Annotated in this window: 17 protein-coding genes; 14 read left to right on the forward strand and 3 right to left on the reverse strand. The window is 64.3% G+C overall.

Annotation, left to right across the window (positions count from 1 at the left end; all coding sequences use genetic code 11):
• The first annotated feature begins 5 nt into the window (after positions 1–5).
• Positions 6–1,007, forward strand: a complete 1,002-nt coding sequence (locus LZ519_RS11265) for an LLM class flavin-dependent oxidoreductase (RefSeq protein ID WP_249868760.1) — start codon at positions 6–8, stop codon at positions 1,005–1,007.
• On the opposite strand, the gene LZ519_RS11270 is transcribed toward LZ519_RS11265, so the two are convergent.
• The gene (locus tag LZ519_RS11270; protein WP_249868761.1) at positions 1,004–1,534 is read right to left on the reverse strand and encodes a DUF488 domain-containing protein; all 531 of its coding nucleotides are present in this window, start codon (positions 1,532–1,534) and stop codon (positions 1,004–1,006) included. The two genes, LZ519_RS11265 and LZ519_RS11270, sit on opposite strands and share 4 nt — an antisense overlap.
• A 79-nt stretch (positions 1,535–1,613) precedes the next feature.
• Here LZ519_RS11270 and guaA point away from each other — a divergent pair, with 79 nt between their 5' ends.
• Genes guaA through LZ519_RS11290 form a run of 4 tightly spaced genes read left to right on the forward strand, consistent with a single transcriptional unit; the run spans position 1,614 to position 5,735 of the window.
• The gene (guaA, locus tag LZ519_RS11275) at positions 1,614–3,173 is read left to right on the forward strand and encodes a glutamine-hydrolyzing GMP synthase (protein WP_249868762.1); all 1,560 of its coding nucleotides are present in this window, start codon (positions 1,614–1,616) and stop codon (positions 3,171–3,173) included.
• A gap of 44 nt (positions 3,174–3,217) precedes the next feature.
• Complete coding sequence (locus LZ519_RS11280) at positions 3,218–3,787, forward strand: hypothetical protein (protein WP_249868763.1); 570 nt, start codon at positions 3,218–3,220, stop codon at positions 3,785–3,787.
• A 15-nt stretch (positions 3,788–3,802) separates the two neighbouring features.
• Positions 3,803–5,296 carry a M28 family peptidase gene (locus tag LZ519_RS11285; RefSeq protein ID WP_249868764.1) on the forward strand — a complete coding sequence of 498 codons (1,494 nt, stop codon included), beginning with the start codon at positions 3,803–3,805 and terminating at the stop codon, positions 5,294–5,296.
• A 52-nt stretch (positions 5,297–5,348) separates the two neighbouring features.
• A complete protein-coding gene (locus tag LZ519_RS11290) occupies positions 5,349–5,735 on the forward strand; it encodes a GNAT family N-acetyltransferase (RefSeq protein WP_249868765.1) in 387 nt (128 codons plus the stop codon).
• On the opposite strand, the gene LZ519_RS11295 is transcribed toward LZ519_RS11290, so the two are convergent.
• Positions 5,732–5,980 carry a glutaredoxin domain-containing protein gene (locus tag LZ519_RS11295; protein ID WP_249868766.1) on the reverse strand — a complete coding sequence of 83 codons (249 nt, stop codon included), beginning with the start codon at positions 5,978–5,980 and terminating at the stop codon, positions 5,732–5,734. The two genes, LZ519_RS11290 and LZ519_RS11295, sit on opposite strands and share 4 nt — an antisense overlap.
• A gap of 141 nt (positions 5,981–6,121) precedes the next feature.
• On the opposite strand from LZ519_RS11295, the gene LZ519_RS11300 reads away from it, so the two are divergent.
• A complete protein-coding gene (locus tag LZ519_RS11300; protein WP_249868767.1) occupies positions 6,122–6,697 on the forward strand; it encodes a L,D-transpeptidase family protein in 576 nt (191 codons plus the stop codon).
• A gap of 56 nt (positions 6,698–6,753) precedes the next feature.
• Positions 6,754–7,188 carry a hypothetical protein gene (locus LZ519_RS11305; RefSeq protein ID WP_249868768.1) on the forward strand — a complete coding sequence of 145 codons (435 nt, stop codon included), beginning with the start codon at positions 6,754–6,756 and terminating at the stop codon, positions 7,186–7,188.
• A gap of 6 nt (positions 7,189–7,194) precedes the next feature.
• Here the strand turns inward: LZ519_RS11305 and LZ519_RS11310 are convergent, their stop codons facing one another.
• On the reverse strand, positions 7,195–7,377 hold the full coding sequence (locus LZ519_RS11310) for a hypothetical protein (protein ID WP_249868769.1): 183 nt from the start codon (positions 7,375–7,377) through the stop codon (positions 7,195–7,197).
• A 147-nt stretch (positions 7,378–7,524) separates the two neighbouring features.
• Between LZ519_RS11310 and panB the strand changes: the two genes are divergently transcribed.
• The 7 genes from panB (at position 7,525) to der (ending at position 17,099) form a co-directional block, all read left to right on the forward strand.
• A complete protein-coding gene (gene panB, locus LZ519_RS11315; protein ID WP_249868770.1) occupies positions 7,525–8,394 on the forward strand; it encodes a 3-methyl-2-oxobutanoate hydroxymethyltransferase in 870 nt (289 codons plus the stop codon).
• A 109-nt stretch (positions 8,395–8,503) separates the two neighbouring features.
• Complete coding sequence (locus LZ519_RS11320; RefSeq protein WP_249868771.1) at positions 8,504–8,917, forward strand: DUF2147 domain-containing protein; 414 nt, start codon at positions 8,504–8,506, stop codon at positions 8,915–8,917.
• 112 nt (positions 8,918–9,029) lie between these two features.
• Complete coding sequence (locus LZ519_RS11325; RefSeq protein ID WP_249868772.1) at positions 9,030–9,905, forward strand: ABC transporter ATP-binding protein; 876 nt, start codon at positions 9,030–9,032, stop codon at positions 9,903–9,905.
• A 16-nt stretch (positions 9,906–9,921) separates the two neighbouring features.
• A complete protein-coding gene (locus LZ519_RS11330; RefSeq protein WP_249868773.1) occupies positions 9,922–13,518 on the forward strand; it encodes an ABC transporter permease/M1 family aminopeptidase in 3,597 nt (1,198 codons plus the stop codon).
• Between the two features lie 128 nt (positions 13,519–13,646).
• Positions 13,647–14,372 (forward strand): tetratricopeptide repeat protein, encoded by a 726-nt coding sequence (locus LZ519_RS11335; protein WP_249868774.1) that lies wholly within the window; start codon positions 13,647–13,649, stop codon positions 14,370–14,372.
• Complete coding sequence (locus LZ519_RS11340) at positions 14,369–15,697, forward strand: outer membrane protein assembly factor BamB family protein (RefSeq protein WP_249868775.1); 1,329 nt, start codon at positions 14,369–14,371, stop codon at positions 15,695–15,697. The genes LZ519_RS11335 and LZ519_RS11340 overlap by 4 nt, the downstream gene beginning before the upstream one ends.
• Before the next feature lie 43 nt (positions 15,698–15,740).
• On the forward strand, positions 15,741–17,099 hold the full coding sequence (gene der / locus LZ519_RS11345; protein WP_249868776.1) for a ribosome biogenesis GTPase Der: 1,359 nt from the start codon (positions 15,741–15,743) through the stop codon (positions 17,097–17,099).
• Positions 17,100–17,175 lie beyond the last annotated feature (76 nt).

Consider the following 17,175-nt stretch of genomic DNA (forward strand, 5'->3'; position numbering starts at 1 on the left):
GGGACATGGTAAAGCTCTCCGTCCTCGACCTCGCACCCATCGTTGAAGGCGGCAACGCCGGCGACGCGCTACGACATTCGGCCGAGCTTGCGAGAGCCGCCGAGCGGCTCGGCTACACCCGCTACTGGATGGCCGAGCACCATTCGATGCCGGGCATCGCAAGCGCGGCCACGGCAGTGGCGCTCGCGTTTGTGGGATCGCAGACGTCGACCATCCGCATAGGCGCGGGCGGCGTGATGCTTCCGAACCATGCGCCGCTCGTCATCGCCGAGCAGTTCGGGACGTTGGAGTCGCTGTTTCCGGGCCGGATCGATCTCGGCCTCGGACGCGCGCCCGGGACCGACCAGGCGGCGGCCTATGCAATGCGGCGCAGCATGACGGCCGACGAGAACCAGTTCCCCAACGATGTCGTCGAGCTGATGCGTTATTTCCGGGGCGACAACGGGAGAGTTCGGGCCATTCCCGGCGAGGGGCTGGACGTTCCGCTCTATATACTCGGGTCGAGCCTGTTCGGTGCGCAACTGGCGGCGGCGCTGGGGCTTCCTTACGCCTTTGCGTCGCACTTCGCGCCGCAGATGATGATGGAGGCGATCGAGCTCTACCGGCAGCGATTCGAGCCGTCCGAGCAACTTGCCGAGCCATATGTGATGCTCGGCTTCAATGCATTCGTTGCCGACACGGACGACGAGGCGGAGCTGCTTTCGACGTCGATCCAGCAGGCATTCGTCGCGCTTCGAACGGGGCAGCCGATGCAGTTGCCGCCGCCTAAAGCCGGTTACGCCGACACCCTGCCGATGCAGGCGCGCGCGATCCTCCGAAGCGTCCTGTCCTGCTCGGCGATCGGTGCTGCGCACAAGGCGCGGCAGGAGGTCGAGGAGTTCATCAGGAAGACCAAGGCGGACGAGCTGATCGTCACCGCCCAGATTTACGACCCGGACGCGCGAATCCGCTCATACGAGTTGCTCGCCGAGGCGGTGCTCCAGCCGCAACCGGAACCCGCGGCTTAGGGATAGACAATCGAGCCGTCCTCGACCTTTGCGCCCGGCGTCAGCTGCGCCGGAGTGACTCGGCTGTCGCCCATCAGGTGCAGCACCGTCCGTCCGCGCGCGAGCAGATAGTCGGCGATGATCCGCCGGTGGCAGCGCCACCAGACGGCTTCCGCGCACATGATCGCGCAGCGGCGCTCGGAGCTCAGCTCGAGCAGCTCGTCGAGGGCAGCGGCAAACTGCGGCGATAGCGCGTAATCGGCATAGTTGTGAAAGCTCTGGTTCTCCCAAAAGCCGTTCACTTCGGGTGGGACCTCGTGGGATCGGCCACGGAGTCCGCCGAGACCGGCGATCCGCGTGTAGCCGACCTGGTAGGGAGCCAGCTCGTCCGCAATCACGTCCTCGCCATATTGCGGGTTCCGGCGCGACTTCGGCACCGTCCGCACATCGACGACGAGGTTCGCCGGTCCGCTTCGAAGAAGCTCGACGAACTCCTCTATCGATCGCGTCGAATGGCCGATGGTGAAGATCGGAGGCTGCTCGCTCATGCTCTGTGAACGCACCGGCGGCCTAGAGGATCGATAGCGACTTTTTGACAGCGGGCGGCGCGATACCTATCCGCCCGCCATGACGGTCCAACCCACCGACTCCATCCTCATCATCGACTTCGGAAGTCAGGTCACCCAGCTTATCGCCCGGCGGGTGCGCGAAGCGGGCGTCTATTGCGAGATCGCGCCCTTCAACACGGCCGAAGAGGCGTTCGAGCGGATGAAGCCGAGGGGCGTCATCCTCTCCGGCGGACCGTCGTCCGTAATAGACAGCGAGAGCCCCCGAGCGCCCCAGGCGGTGTTCGACAGCGGCCTTCCATTGCTCGCCATCTGCTACGGACAGCAGACGCTGCACCAGCAATTGGGGGGCAAGGTCGTCACCTCCGACCAGAAGGAATTCGGCCGCGCCTTCATCGAGGTGGTCGCACCGTCGGCATTGTTCGACGGACTGTGGAACGTCGGCGAGACCCACCAGGTGTGGATGAGCCATGGCGACCGGGTCGAGACTCTGGCGCCCGGTTTCGAAATCGTCGCCAAGTCCGAAGGCGCTCCTTTCGCGATCGCCACCAACGAGGAGGCGAAGCGCTACAGCCTGATGTTCCACCCGGAGGTGGTTCACACTCCGGACGGCGGCAAGCTCCTCGCCAATTTCGCCCGGCACATCTGCGGCTGCGCCGGCGACTGGACTATGGCGGGTTTCCGCGACGCCAAGATCGCCGAGATCCGCGAGCAGGTGGGCGACGGGAAGGTGATCTGCGGGCTCTCGGGCGGCGTCGACAGCGCGGTCGCCGCCGTTCTTATCTACGAGGCGATCGGCGAGCAGCTGACCTGCGTGTTCGTCGACCATGGCTTGATGCGCGCGGGCGAAGCTGAGCAAGTCGTCTCCCTGTTCCGCAACAGCTACAACATCCCGCTCGTCCACGTCGACGCCAGCAAGGATTTCCTCGGCGGCCTGAAGGGCGTCACCGACCCGGAGAAGAAGCGCAAGTTCATTGGCGCCGAGTTCATCAGCGTGTTCGAGGCGGAGGCGAAGCGCATAGGAGGCGCCGACTTCCTCGCCCAAGGGACTCTTTACCCGGACGTGATCGAGAGCGTCAGCTTCACCGGCGGTCCGAGCGTCACGATCAAGAGCCACCACAATGTCGGCGGGCTTCCCGAGCGGATGAACATGAAGCTGGTCGAGCCGCTTCGCGAACTGTTCAAGGATGAGGTCCGCGTGCTCGGCCGCGAGCTCGGACTCCCCGAAGCTTTCGTCGCCCGCCATCCATTCCCCGGCCCCGGTCTCGCCATCCGAATCCCCGGCGAGGTGACCGAGGAGAAATGCGACATTCTCCGCAAGGCGGATTCGATCTACCTCGAGGAGATCCGCAACGCCGGTCTGTACGACGCCATCTGGCAGGCATTCGCGGTGCTTCTTCCCGTGCAGACCGTCGGCGTAATGGGCGATTACCGGACATATGATTTCGTCTGCGCGCTTCGGGCGGTGACCAGCGTCGATGGGATGACCGCCGACGTCTATCCGTTCGACGCCGTCTTTCTAAGCCGCGCAGCGACGAGGATCGTCAACGAGGTCCAGGGCATCAACCGGGTCGTCTACGACTATACGTCGAAGCCGCCGGGAACGATCGAATGGGAATGACTGGTCGCATTCTCTAGGACTGCGCTTTGGGGGGAAGCGGCGCCATGGACATGTTCAACTATGTGATGGTGCTGGCCTCGGTGATAATCGGGCTGGGAGTCACGCATTTGCTCCACGGCATCGGCGGGATCGTCCAGCATCCCAAACGCGAAAAGCTTTACTGGGTGCACCTGCTTTGGGTCGCCGCGATCTTCCTCCGGGCGATCTTCTGGTGGTGGTTCGAATTCCGGCTCTCGAGTGTCCAAGTTTGGACGTTCACGCTTTTCCTATTTGTCCTTGCATACGCATTCCTGATCTTTTTGTGGTGTGCGTTGCTCTTCCCGCGCGACCTTGCCGGCTACGACGGCTTCAAAGACTATTTCTATTCCCGCCGGCGGTGGTTCTTCGGATTGCTGCTGGCGGGCCAGGTGATCGATGTCGCCGATACGTTGCTCAAGGGGATGGCGCATTTCCGGTCGCTAGGCCCGTCCTACCTGGTTTCGATTGTCGCACTGTCCGTGCTGCTCGTGATCGCGATGCGGACGCGCAATGAGCGCTTCCATGGCGCACTCGCGATCTTTGCGGTCGTGTACCTGCTCGCTTATCCGTGGCTCGTCTTCGACACGGTTGGATGAAGGCGATTTATGTCTGTGAAGCTTGCGATTGCCATTGCCGTCTCAATCCTTGTCGGAGGGGCGGGGCCGAAGATGGATGCCGACACCACCGAATGGTGGCGCACCACGAGCGAGCTTTCCAACGATGCGATGGAAGGGCGCGACACCGGCTCGGCGGCCTATCTTCGCGCGGCGAAGCTAGTCGCTGCGAGGCTCGAGGCAGCGGGGGTTAAGCCTGCAGGCGAGAACGGCGGCTGGTTCCAGACGGTGCCCATGCACGAGATCGCCATCACCAAAGCAACGATCCGGGCCGGCGCCCGCCCGCTCGTCTTCCTTCACGACCTTACGATTTCCCCCAACGCGGCTACCCCGGCGCGCGTCGACGCGCCTCTCTATTACGGCGGCTATTGCGCCCCCGGCGCGCTTCGCAACGCGCGGGGCGCGATCGTCGTCTGCCACGGAACGCATCGCGAAGGGCTGCCCAGTGGCGCCGAGCGCGAGAAGGCAGTTCGCGCTGCCGGGGCTGTCGGGATCCTGACGATCGCCGACCCTGGATTCGCGGTCGAGCCGCCGCGCTGGCCCTATGCTTATGCACGCACCGTCACCCATGCGGATGCCAAGCCCGACCGCGATCCGTTCCTCAGGATGACGCTCAACGCGGGCTCTCTCGGGAAGCTGCTGACGACCGTTTCGAAAAAGGGGAATGTCCTCATCCGCGACGGCGCTTCGGGAAAGCCGCTGCCGAGCTTCTCGCTTCGCGAGCGTTTCAGGGCCAGCTTCACGATACGCCAGCGCGACATCGCATCGCCGAACGTCGTCGGGATTCTTCCGGGGTCGGACCCGAAGCTCGCCGGCCAGGCGATCCTGCTCGGCGCCCATCTCGACGGCTACGGCTACGGCGAGCCGGTCAATGGCGACCGGCTATACAACGGGACCCTGGACGACGCCGCTTATGTGGCGCTTCTGATCCGCCTCGCCGAGCGGAGGCACGGAAAGCCATTCCAGCGACCAGTGATATTCGCCGCGTGGACCGGCGAGGAGAAGGGGCTGCTGGGGTCGCGCTGGTTCGTCGCTCATCCGACGATGCCGCTGTCGCGGATCGCCGGTGTCATCAATCTCGACCAGCTGCGGCCGATCTTCCCGCTCAAGCTGCTAACCGTGCACGGGCTCGACGACAGCAGCCTTGGCGAAGATGCGCGGGCCGTTGCCAACGGGCTTGGAATCGCAGTGCAAAACGATCCCGAGCCGGAGCGGAACCTGCTCCGCCGGACCGACCATTGGCCGTTCATGCAGGCCGGCATTCCGGCGGTGAACTTCGTGTTCGGCTATCGGCCCGGAACGAAGAGCGAGCAGATCTACCGCCATTGGTACCGCACCGGCTATCACAAGCCGCAGGACGATCTGAAGCAGCCGATGGACTTCAAGGCCGCGGCCGATTTCAACCGCTTCTTCTACAAGCTCGTCGAGCGAGTGGCAGACGACCCGCAGCCTCCCGCATGGAAACCGACAAGCCCGCTGAGGCCGCGCTGACATTGTGAGCGAGGCCCGGATCCGCATCGCGACGGCGGGTGATGCCGAAGCAATGGCGCGTTTGATCGACGAGCTTGGCTATCCAGTGACGGCCGAGGAGGTCGAATCCCGTCTCGCCGAAATCGAAGCCGCAGGTCATTGCGCCCTGCTGGCGGAGATGGATGATGGGGTGGTCGGCTGCCTGACCACCTCGATGACTTTGGTGCTCCACCGGCCGGCCCCCGTGGGGCGAATATCCCTTATGGTGGTCGACGAAACTTTCAGGAGCCAGGGCATCGGCGCGCAGATGGTCGCCGCGGCGGAGCGGATGCTTGCGGACAAAGGCTGCCAGCTTGTCGAGGTGACCAGCAACCTGCGGCGAACCGACGCACACCGCTTCTGGGAGCGGAACGGGTACGACCGGACCAGCGCGCGCTTTGCCAAGCAGGTGCGCGACTAGGCCGCCTGGGCTTCCAACCAGCGTTCCAGCTCTTCCGACCCGCCGATCCGTTCGCCGTCGACAAAGCATTGCGGGGTGGTGTCGACCTGATGCTCGGCCTCGAACGCGTCTACCTCCTCGCGCGATCGAAGGACCCGGTCCTCGAACCGGATCCCCGCGCTGTCGAGCAACTCCGCAGCCCGCACACCATAGGGGCACGTATGCTCCGGAAGGATCATTCGAAAAAGCGTCACGGACTGAGGCACCGGCTTACTCCTGCTGGGCCTGTCCAAGCGCGGCGGCAGAGACCAAGTTCCGGCCCCGCTGCATTTTTTCGCGGTTAACCGCTAATTTCGCGTTTACCGACGGATTGACGAAAGCCGCCGCTTCGGCTGTTTCACTGATCCATGAGGACCGTGATCAAATGGACCGTCGCGGCGGCCGTCGCTGCGCTGCTCGCAAGCTGCTCGACCGCGCCGAGGCGCGTGGCCGTTGCGCCGCCACCGCCTGTGTCGCTCGAGCTACCCTATCAATGGAGCCAAGGCGCCGCGCCCCAGGCGCACAAGGACGCAGTCGCGCTGTTCGGCCCCCTGACTCTCAAGCCCGGGGAATATAAATGGGCGGCCGAGGTGCCGAAGGACGGCGAGACCAAGGTCGTCATCGACCGGCTCCAGCAGCTTTTCTACGTCTATCGCGGCGACAAGCTTGTGGGAGTTGCAACTGCCTCCACCGGCAAGAAGGGCCGCGAAACGCCGCTCGGCTTCTGGCAGGTGCGCCTGAAGAAGGTGAAGGGCTACAGCCGCAAATATGACAATGCGCCGATGCCCTTCATGCAGATGTACGACGCCAAGGGCATCGCCTTCCACGCGGGACCGAACCCCGGCTATCCGGCAAGCCACGGGTGCGTCCGGTTGCCGCTGAAGTTCGCTGAGCGCCTCTATGGCCTCACCCAGGTCGGCACGAAGGTCGTTATCGAAGGCTGATCCGCTGGCGAAAGGCCGTTCGTCTGCTATCCTGCATCCGACTGCAGGGGGGAACAATGCGCGACAATCTCTATTCGCGGCGGCCGCTCGCCCGCTGGTATTGGGCCGGTGCGATCGCCTCGCTCCTGTTCATGGCGCTCGGCTGCGTAACCTATCTCATGCACGTCACCGCCGACCCCGCTTCGCTTCCGCTCGACCAGCGGGCGGCGTTCGATGCGGAGCCCGTCTGGCTGACCGCCGCCTATGCGATTGCTGTGTGGATCGGGCTGGCCGGAGCACTCATGCTCCTGCTTCGACGCAAGCTTGCCCAACCCCTGATGCTGATATCGTTGGCTGCGGTGGTGGTTTGGCTGGCGGGCCTGCTTCTGGTTCCCAACCTGCGTGAGACGATCAGTTCCAACGACCTGGCAGTCGCCATCGCGGTCGCGGCGATCACCTGGACGATCTTCTGGTTCGCTCGCCACTCGGCGAAGCGAGGCTGGCTCCGTTAGCGTCGCTTAGCCCTGGGCCTGCGAAGCGCGGGCCGCGTCCGATCTCAAGTCCGCCATCGCGACCGACGACTGGGCCGCGGCGACATGACTGTCGACGCTTCGGGGGGTCGGTGCTGCTGGGAGCACCGCTGGGATCGCGATCAGGGCGGCAAGGCCAAGATCGGTCAGCAGGTGACGATCCATCATCATTGTCACTCCAATTCACTCACCACGGCACCCGATCGAGCGCCGCACCTGCACGCCCGACTTTTGCGGACCTTTGTTGTTCCGCATTATCGCCAATGCGTTTCCGTAGCGGGCTTGGCTGAAGCGCCGCCGACCCGTAGAAGCCCGCCGATGTCCAAAGTGACGATCGATACCGATACCAGCCGGGCGACGCCGTCGCCGGTCCCCGGAAAGCGGACCACGGTCCCTTCGATCCGCGGGCGCAAGGTTGAAGGCAAGACCGAGCAGCCGATCGTGATGCTCACCGCCTACACGATGCGCATGGCACAACTGCTCGACCCGCATTGCGACATGCTCCTGGTCGGCGACAGCCTCGGCCAGGTAATCTACGGCCTGCCCTCGACCATTCCCGTGACCTTGGACATGATGTGCGCTCACGGCGCCGCGGTGGTTCGCGGAAGCTGGCACGCGCTGGTCGGCGTCGACATGCCGTTCGGAAGCTATGAGGAATCGCCCGAGCAGGCGTTCGCGAGCGCCGCCCATGTGCTCAAGGAGACGGGCTGCGCGGCCGTGAAGCTGGAAGGCGGCGAAGCGATGGCGGAGACCATCGATTTCCTGACGCACCGCGGAATCCCGGTGATCGGCCACGTCGGGCTGACTCCGCAGGCGGTGAACGTGCTCGGCGGCTACGGCGTGCGTGGCCGCGAAGGGATGGAGGCGGACAAGATCCTGGCCGACGCCGTCGCCGTCGCCGATGCCGGCGCCTTCGTGATGGTGGTCGAAGGGGTGATGGAAGAACTCGCCACGCGGATCGCCAAGGAAGTCGCGATTCCGGTCATCGGGATCGGCGCGTCGGCCCAGTGCGACGGGCAGGTCCTCGTCACCGAGGATATGCTCGGCCTGTTCGAGCGTACCCCGCGCTTCGTGAAGCGCTATCATGACCTCGCCGGAGAAATCGCCGGCGCGGCCCAGAAATATGCCGAGGAAGTGCGGTCGCGGACTTTCCCGTCCAGCGAGCAAACTTACCGGCCGAAAAGCTAGCGCGAAGCTAGGGGCGGAGGTCCGCCCTTTGGCGCTGCCTCCAGCATTATGCCGATTTTGCCAGCTGGGCCCTGCGCCTACTTCGTCTCCCTCACAGACAGGGGGAAGTATGCGTTATCTGCTTCGGGTCGCGACCTTGGCTGGGACGGCCTGTCTCCTGTCCCCGCCGGCGGCCCTTGCCCAGAAGAGCAGTCAGGACCTGGTCTTGCGCAACCCGTCGAACAGCGTTCACGTGCGAATCCATCCCTGCGGAAAGACCCGTTGCGGGACCGTCGTCTGGGCGAACGACAAGGCCAAGGCAGATTCCGCGCGCGGCGGGACGCCGAACCTCGTCGGAACCGAGCTCTTCCGCGAATTCCGTGAAGTCAGCCCGAAGGTGTGGAAGGGAAAGGTGTTCGTCCCCGATCTCAACAAGGTCCTTACCGGCACCGGCACTGTCCAGGACGAGAATACGGTCGTGGCGCGCGGCTGCCTTTTCGCGGGCATCGGGTGCAAGTCGCAGAAGTGGACGAGAGTTCGATAGGGCGCCGGGAATAACCATAAGCCCCACAGCCGTTCGTCGAATCTGCCAACCGGCGGTTGCTAGTCTGAAATCAGCCAGTTAGGCCTCGTTGCTCAGCTCTCCGGGGGGAACGATGCTCGAAATCCAGAACCTGTCGCACACCTATCCGAACGGCACCGTCGCTCTGGATGACGTCAGCCTTTCGATCCCACGCGGGATGTATGGGCTTCTCGGGCCGAACGGGGCCGGCAAGTCGACGCTGATGCGGACCGTCGCGACTCTCCAGGAGCCGACATCGGGCACGATCCGCTTCGGCGACATCGACGTTCTCGCCGAGCCGCAGCGGCTTCGAAGGACGCTCGGCTACCTTCCCCAGGATTTCGGAGTCTATCCGCGCGTTTCGGCCTATTCGATGCTCGACCAGGTCGCGATCCTCAAGGGGATCACCTCGGCGTCGGAGCGCAAGCAGGTCGTCGAGACCCTCCTCAACCAGACCAACCTGTGGGGCGTGCGCTACAAGTCGCTGGCCGGCTTCTCCGGCGGGATGCGGCAGAGATTCGGGATCGCGCAGGCGCTGATCGGCAACCCCGAGCTGATCATCGTCGACGAGCCGACTGCGGGCCTCGATCCGGAGGAGCGCAACCGCTTCCTCAACCTGCTCGCGGCGATCGGCGACAATGTCGTCGTAATCCTTTCGACCCATATCGTGGCGGACGTTGCCGACCTGTGCCCGCGGATGGCGGTCCTCGCCAACGGGCGAGTGCAGCTTGAAGGCAAGCCGCTTGAGCTCATCGCCTCGACCCGCGGCAAGGTGTGGAAGAAGACGATTCCCCATTTCGAGCTCGAGCAATATCAGCAGACCCATGAGGTGATCTCGACCCGGCTGTTCGCCGGAAACACGATCGTCCACGTGCTGGCCGACAAGAAGCCCGAAGGCTTCGAGCCGGTCGAGGGAGGGCTCGAGGACGTCTATTTCTCGACGCTCTCGACCCTCCGCCGCGCGGCCTGAGCGGGAGGGCGGGGCAATGCTGCTGGGAATCACCAGGTTCGAAATCCGCTACCAGCTGAAGAACCCGGTTTTCTGGGTCGCCGTGGCGATCTTCTTCCTTCTGGGCTTCGGGATCACCGCGAGTGAGAACGTCAGCATCGGGACCCCCGGTGCAGTCCACGAAAACGCGCCTTATGCGATCGCGGTCGCGACCTCGGTCTTCTCGCTCTTCTACCTGTTCGTGGTCACCGCTTTCGTCGCCAATGCGATCGTTCGCGACGACAGCAGCGGCTTTGCGCCGATCGTCCGATCGACGCCTGTTTCGCCCACGCAGATCATCCTTGGGCGATTCCTCGGCGGCTTCATCATCGCCCTTCTGGGTTACGTCGCGATCCCGCTCGGGATGGCCTTCGGGTCGATGATGCCCTGGGTGGATCCGGAAACGATCGGCCCGCAGAAGTTCGAATATTACGGCTGGCCGTTCCTGATCTTCGCCATTCCCAACATCTTCCTGACCAGCGCCATCCTGTTTGCGCTGGCGACGCGCCTGAGGTCGATGATGGCGGCGTATATCGGCACCGTCGCGCTGGTGATCGGTTATCTGATCACCTCCAGCATCGTCGGCCAGAAGATCGAATATCGAGAGACCGCTGCAAAGTGGGAGCCCCTGGGCACCGCCGCTCTCGGACAGGTCACTCGCTATTGGACCCAGTCGGAAATGAACAATCGGCTGGTCGAGCTGAGCGGCACCTTGCTGTTCAACCGCATCTTCGCGGTGCTTCTCGGGCTGGCGTTCCTCGGTTTCACGCTGTGGACCTTCACGATGACCGAGCGCGCGCCGTCGAAATGGCGCCTCAGGCGGATGGCAAAGCGCGAAGCGCGCGAAGGCGTGGCATCCAAGGTGGCGCCGAAGCTTGGCGGCGGGGCCTTCACTGCCCGTGATCTCAAGCCGTCGCGCTGGGCGCAATTCGTGTCGCGCCTTCGGATCGAGATGCGCCAGGTGCTGACCAGCCCCGGCCTCATCGTGCTGACGCTGTTCGGAGTCGGACTGAGCTCGGTCCTGCTCTGGTTCAGCCCGTCGACCTACGGAACGTCGGATCACCCGACAGTGTCGGCGACGGTGAGCATGGTCCGCGGGGGCTATGGAGTGACCCTGCTTCTGATCGCGGCCTTCTATGGCGGCGAGCTGGTCTGGCGGGAGCGTGACCGAAACGTCAACGAGATCCTCGATTCAACGCCCGTCGCGAGCTGGGTGATGACTGTCCCGAAGATCCTGGCGATCTTCGTGGTCCTGCTCATCGTGAACTCGACCGGCCTTCTCACGGGCATCCTCTACGAAGTGCTGAACGGCGCTCGCGAGCTAGGGGCCGGCGACTTCATCACATGGTTCATCCTGCCCGCAGCCGTGGACGGCCTCCTGATCGCGGTGCTTGCCGTCTTCGTTCAGGTGCTCAGCCCCAACAAATATGCGGGCTGGGCAATCCTGTTCGTCTGGTTCGTCGCGGGGATTTTCCTCCAGAACATGGGTTATTCCGACCCGCTCTACCGCTACGGCGAAGGGCCCAATGTTCCACTGAGCGACTTCGTCGGCCAGGGAAGCTTCTGGTTCGGCTCGGTCGTGTTCCAGCTCTACTGGCTCTGCTTCGCCGTGATCCTGATCGTCGTCGCTCATCTGCTGTGGCCGCGCGGGACCGATCTTTCGCTTCGCGTGAGGCTGCGGCGCATGCGGCGCAATGCGTCGGCGACCTCGCTTGCGGTGCTAGGCACCGCTGCTGTCGCGATGGCCGCGACTGGCGCCTACGCTTATTACAACATCAAGGTTCTCAACCGCTACCAGACGTCGGACGACGTCGAGAAATACCAGGCCGAGTATGAGCGGAAGTATTTGAAGTTCGAGAGCCTGCCGATGCCGGCGGTCACCAGGGTATCCCTGGACGTCAAGCTGTTCCCGAACGAGAAGAAACTGGTCGCGACCGGCAGCTACTTGCTCCAGAACAAGACCAGCGCGCCGATCAGCGAGGTGCATGTTCGGCAGGGCGATCGCGACGCCAAGTTCACCAACCTGACGATCCAGGGCGCGCGGCTAATCCAGGACGACCCCAAGTTCGCCTATCGGATTTACCGTTTCGATACGCCGCTTGCTCCCGGCGCATCGGCGCAACTGAACTTCGCTTCGCAGATCTGGCACCGCGGTTTCCGCGCCGGCCGGCCCGAGACGGACATCATCGAGAACGGCACGTTCGCGAACAATTTCTCCTTCGCGCCGGTCATCGGGATGGACCGCAACGGGTTGCTCAGCGATCGCACCCAGCGCCGCCGCCAGGGCCTTCCGCCAGAGCTTCGCCCGGCGAAGCTGGAAGACATGAAGGCCACGGCGCGTAACTACATCCACGCCGACTGGGTGATGTCCGACATCACGCTGACGACGGATGCGGACCAGATCCCGATCGCGCCGGGCAACCGAACCTCGGACACGACCAGCAACGGACGGCGGACCGCGCGGTTCGTCAGCCCGGCGCCGATCCTCAACTTCTTCTCGATCCAGTCGGCGAAGTATGAGCAGGCGACCCGCGAGCACAACGGCATCAAGCTCAGCGTCTTCTACCACCCGGGCCACGACTGGAACGTCCAGAAGATGCTGAACGCGATGGGCAGTGCGCTCGATTATTATCGCGCGAACTTCGGGCCCTATCAGTTCAACTATGCCCGGATCATCGAATTCCCGGGCTATGCGAGCTTCGCCCAGGCCTTTGCGGGAACGATGCCTTATTCGGAATCGATCGGCTTCAACGCCAACACCAACGATCCCGAGAAGATCGACTTCACCACCTATGTCGTCGCCCACGAAATGGCCCACCAATATTGGGCCCACCAGGTCATTGGCGCCGACATGCAGGGCGGGACGATCACCAGCGAGACGCTAGCGCAATATTCGGCGCTGATGGTGATGAAGCACCTCTACGGCCCGGACAAGATCCGCCGCTTCCTGAAATATGAGCTCGACAATTATCTGAGCGGGCGGAAAGCCGAGGCGGTCGAGGAGCTTCCGCTCGAGCGGGTCGAGAACCAGCCCTACATCCATTACCGCAAGGGCGCGGTCGCGATGTACCTGCTCCAGGAGCGGCTGGGCGAGGATGCGGTCAACCGGGCGCTCGCGCGCTTCGATGCGAGGTTCCGGTTCAAGGGCGCGCCCTATCTTCGCTCCGTCGACCTGATCGACGAGTTCCGGAAGGAAGCGAAGACGCCCGAGCAGCAGCAGCTGATCACCGACCTGTTCGAGAAGATCACGCTCTATGACCTCAAGGTCAGCGAAGCGGTGACCAAGAAGGTCGGCAGCGAGTGGGAGACGACGCTGACGGTGTCGGCCGGCAAGGTCTATGCGAACGGCAAGGGCGATGAGACCAAGGCCAAGCTCGACGAGCCGATCGAGGTCGGGCTGTTCACCGCCCGCCCGGGGCTCGGCGCCTTTTCCGCCAAGGACGTGATCGTCATCGGCCACGAGAGGATCCGCAACGGCAACCAGCGAATCGTGATCCGGAGCAAGGCGAAGCCCAGCTTCGCCGGCGTGGATCCGTATAATTTCTACGTAGACCGGAACAGCGACGACAATGTGAAGGACGTAAGCGCCGGCTGAGCGTGCCCAGCCCCTTTGCCTTTCCCACCGCAGCGGCTAGACGAAGCGCCGCCAGCTTCCGTTCATCTCCCGTGGGGGAGGGAAGCGGCTCCGCAACGGCCGTTCGGTCTTCGTAAGTTGAGGCATCCTTGGCTCTGACCCCCGACACTCCTGACGAACCCAACCAGGCCTTCCTTCGCGAGGTGGACGAGAACCTGCGGCGGGACCAGCTGCAAAGCTTCGCCAAGACCTATGGCAAGTGGCTGATCGCTGCTCTCATTCTCTTCCTCGCTGCCGTCGGCGGCTATCTCTACTGGCAGCAGAAGCAGATCGAGAAATCGCAGGCGCAGTCGGAAGAGCTGACCAAGATTTACGAGCAAATCGGAAGCGGCGGCGCCGAAGGCGCGAAGACCCGCCTCAAGCCGCTCGAGGATTCGGGCAACGACGTCGTTCGGGCAGTCGCGCTGATGGCTGATGCGGCCATCGCGCTCGACTCCGGCGACCGGGCCACGGCGCTAGGCAAATACAGGGCAATCGTGAACGACAAGGGCATTCCCGACCCCTATCGCGACGCCGCGACGATCCGCTCGACCGCCCTCGAATTCGATACGCTCAAGCCGGAGGAGGTGATCGCCAGGCTCGAGCCGCTCGCCAAGCCGGGCAACGCCTGGTTCGGAACCGCGGGCGAGATGACCGCGATGGCCTATTTGAAGCAGGGCCAGAAGGACAAGGCCGGCCGCCTGTTCGCCGCGATTGCGACGAACTTGGAGGTGCCGGAAACGCTCCGCAACCGCGCTCAGCAAATCGCCGGCACGCTCGGCATCGACATCACTGCCGCCGCACCGCCGGCGAGCCAGCCAGGAACAAGTGAATGAACCGCAAGCAGCTGAAGATTGGATTCCTGATTGCCGCGGCGCTCGCCGCTAGCGGATGCGGGATCTTCAAGAAGGGCAAGCCTTCGACTCCGGTCGTCGGCGAGCGGATCGCGGTACTCGCGACCGAAACCAACGTTTCCGTCGATCCGGCGACGGCCGCGCTTCCGATGAGCCTTCCGGCGCCCGTGACGAACGCCAATTGGGCGCAGTCCGGGGGCAATGAATCCAAGAACCCGGGCCACGTCGCCCTTCCTGGCACCCTCAACCAGGCCTGGGCCGTGTCCATCGGCCAGGGAACGAGTGTCGCGGCGCGCCTCGCTGCTGCTCCGATCGTCGCCGACGGCCGCGTCTACACGATTGACACCACCGCGACCGTGCGCGCCTTCAACGCGCAGACAGGAGCGACCGTCTGGGCCAGCCAGTTCGGCACCGAGAGGGGTAACGACGCTTCGCTCTACGGCGGCGGAGTCGCTTATTCGAACGGGCGGATCTACGCGACCAACGGACTGGGCTTCGTCGCGGCGCTGGACGCAACGAACGGCGGGATCGTCTGGCAGGTTCGTCCCGGCGGACCGCTTCGCGGATCGCCGACCGTGGGCGGCGACGCAGTCTATGTCATGAGCCAGGACAACCAGCTCTATTCGCTCAAGCTGACGGACGGCTCGACCAACTGGAGCGCCGCTGCGGCGCTCGAGATCGCGGGAATCTTCGGGGTCGCCTCACCGGCCTATGCACAGGGCACGATCGTTGCCGGATTCTCCTCCGGCGAGCTCAATGCCTACCGCTACGAGAACGGCCGAGTGGTCTGGCAGGACGCGCTCGCGCGGACCAGCATCCGGACCAGCGTCTCCTCGCTCGCCGACGTCGACGCCGATCCTGTGATCGACAACGGCCAGGTGATCGCGATCGGACAGGGCGGCCGGATGGTTGCCCTCGAGCTCATCACCGGCCAGCGCATGTGGGAATTGAACCTCGCGGGAATCACGACTCCCTGGGTCGCCGGCGACTGGCTGTTCGTGGTTACCGACGACGCCAAGCTGATGGCGATCGCCAGGGCCTCGGGCAAGATTCGCTGGATCACCCAGCTTCCCGAATTCCGCAACGCCAAGAGCAAGAACGGGCCGATCAGCTATGCCGGGCCGATCCTTGCGGGCGGGCGGCTGATCGTCGCTAGCAGCGAAGGCGCGCTGATCTTCGTCGATCCCGACCGCGGAGCGGTGCAGGGGCAAACCGAGCTGAAGGCGGGCGTCAGCCTGCCGCCGGTGGTCGCCAACAACATGCTTTACGTTCTCGACGACGACGGGCGGTTGCACGCGTTCCGCTAAAGCGGAGGGTGGACGGCTGGCGGCGCGGCCTTAGAGAGGCGCAATGCCGCTTCCCACCGTCGCAATCGTCGGACGTCCCAACGTCGGGAAATCGACGCTGTTCAACCGGCTCGTCGGGAAGAAGCTGGCGCTGGTCGACGACCGCCCGGGCGTGACCCGCGACCGCCGCGAGGGCGAGGCTGAGCTTTTCGGGCTCGAATTCCGGATCATCGATACCGCTGGCTATGAAGACGAGGACCCGCAGACGCTGCCGGGGAGGATGCGCAAGCAGACCGAGGCCGCGGTTCGCGAGGCTGACGTTGCCCTGTTCCTGTTCGATTCGCGCGAAGGGATCACCTCGCTGGACGAGGAAATCGGACGCTGGCTTCGGGTCAGCAAGACGCCTGTCGTGGTTGTCGGCAACAAGGCCGAGGCTCGATCGGGCCAGGCGGGAGTGCTCGACGCCTATCGGCTAGGCCTCGGCGACCCGGTTGCGATCAGCGCCGAGCATGGCGAGGGGATTGCCGGATTGTTCGAAGCGCTTCTTCCGCTCCTCGAACGCGAAGGTGCGGATGAGCCGGAAATCGAGGACGAGGAGCCCGACTCGGGCGCTCCCCTCAAGCTCGCGATCATCGGCCGGCCGAATGCGGGCAAGTCCACGCTCGTCAACCGGATGGTCGGCGAGGAGCGGCTGATCACCGGACCGGAGGCTGGCATAACCCGCGACTCCATCTCGATCGACTGGGAATGGCAGGGCAGGCCGGTCAAGATCGTGGACACTGCCGGCCTCAGGAAGCGGTCGAAGGTCACCGACAAGCTGGAGAAACTGTCGAGCGCCGATGCTCGCCGCGCGATCGACATGGCCGAAGTCGTCGTGCTCTTGCTCGACGCCACCCGCGGCCTCGAGGCGCAGGACCTCAGGATCGCCGAGCAGGTGATCGACGAGGGCCGGGCGCTGCTGATCGCAATCAACAAGTGGGACGTGGCGGAGAATGCCTCGTCGCTGTTCAACGGAGTGAAGGCGGCGCTCGAGGAGGGGCTGGCCCAGATCAAGGGCATTCCCGTGCTCACCGTCTCCGCCAAGACCGGCAAGGGGATCGACCAGCTGATCGGAGCCGCGTTCGAGGTTCGCGAGCAATGGTCGCGGCGGATCGGCACGGGCGAGCTCAACCGCTGGTTCGAGGCGGCGATCGAAACCAATCCGCCGCCGGCTCCCGGGGGCAAGCGGATCAAGCTTCGCTACATCACCCAGGTGAAATCACGGCCGCCGAGCTTCGTCGTCTTCGGGACTCGGGTCAGCGAGCTTCCGGAAAGCTATCGCCGCTACCTGCTCAATTCGATGCGGCGGGAGCTTGGGTTGGGGCCCGTGCCGCTGCGCATGACACTGCGATCGCCCAAGAATCCGTTCGACCAGTCCCGCTAAGGCTAAATTTACCGTTCGCGCGCTAACTGGAGGCTAGTGGACGAGTGCCCGGGACGCCGGGCGCCAAGGAGAAGTG

The organism is Sphingomonas anseongensis (genome assembly GCF_023516495.1).
Classification (GTDB): domain Bacteria; phylum Pseudomonadota; class Alphaproteobacteria; order Sphingomonadales; family Sphingomonadaceae; genus Sphingomicrobium; species Sphingomicrobium anseongensis.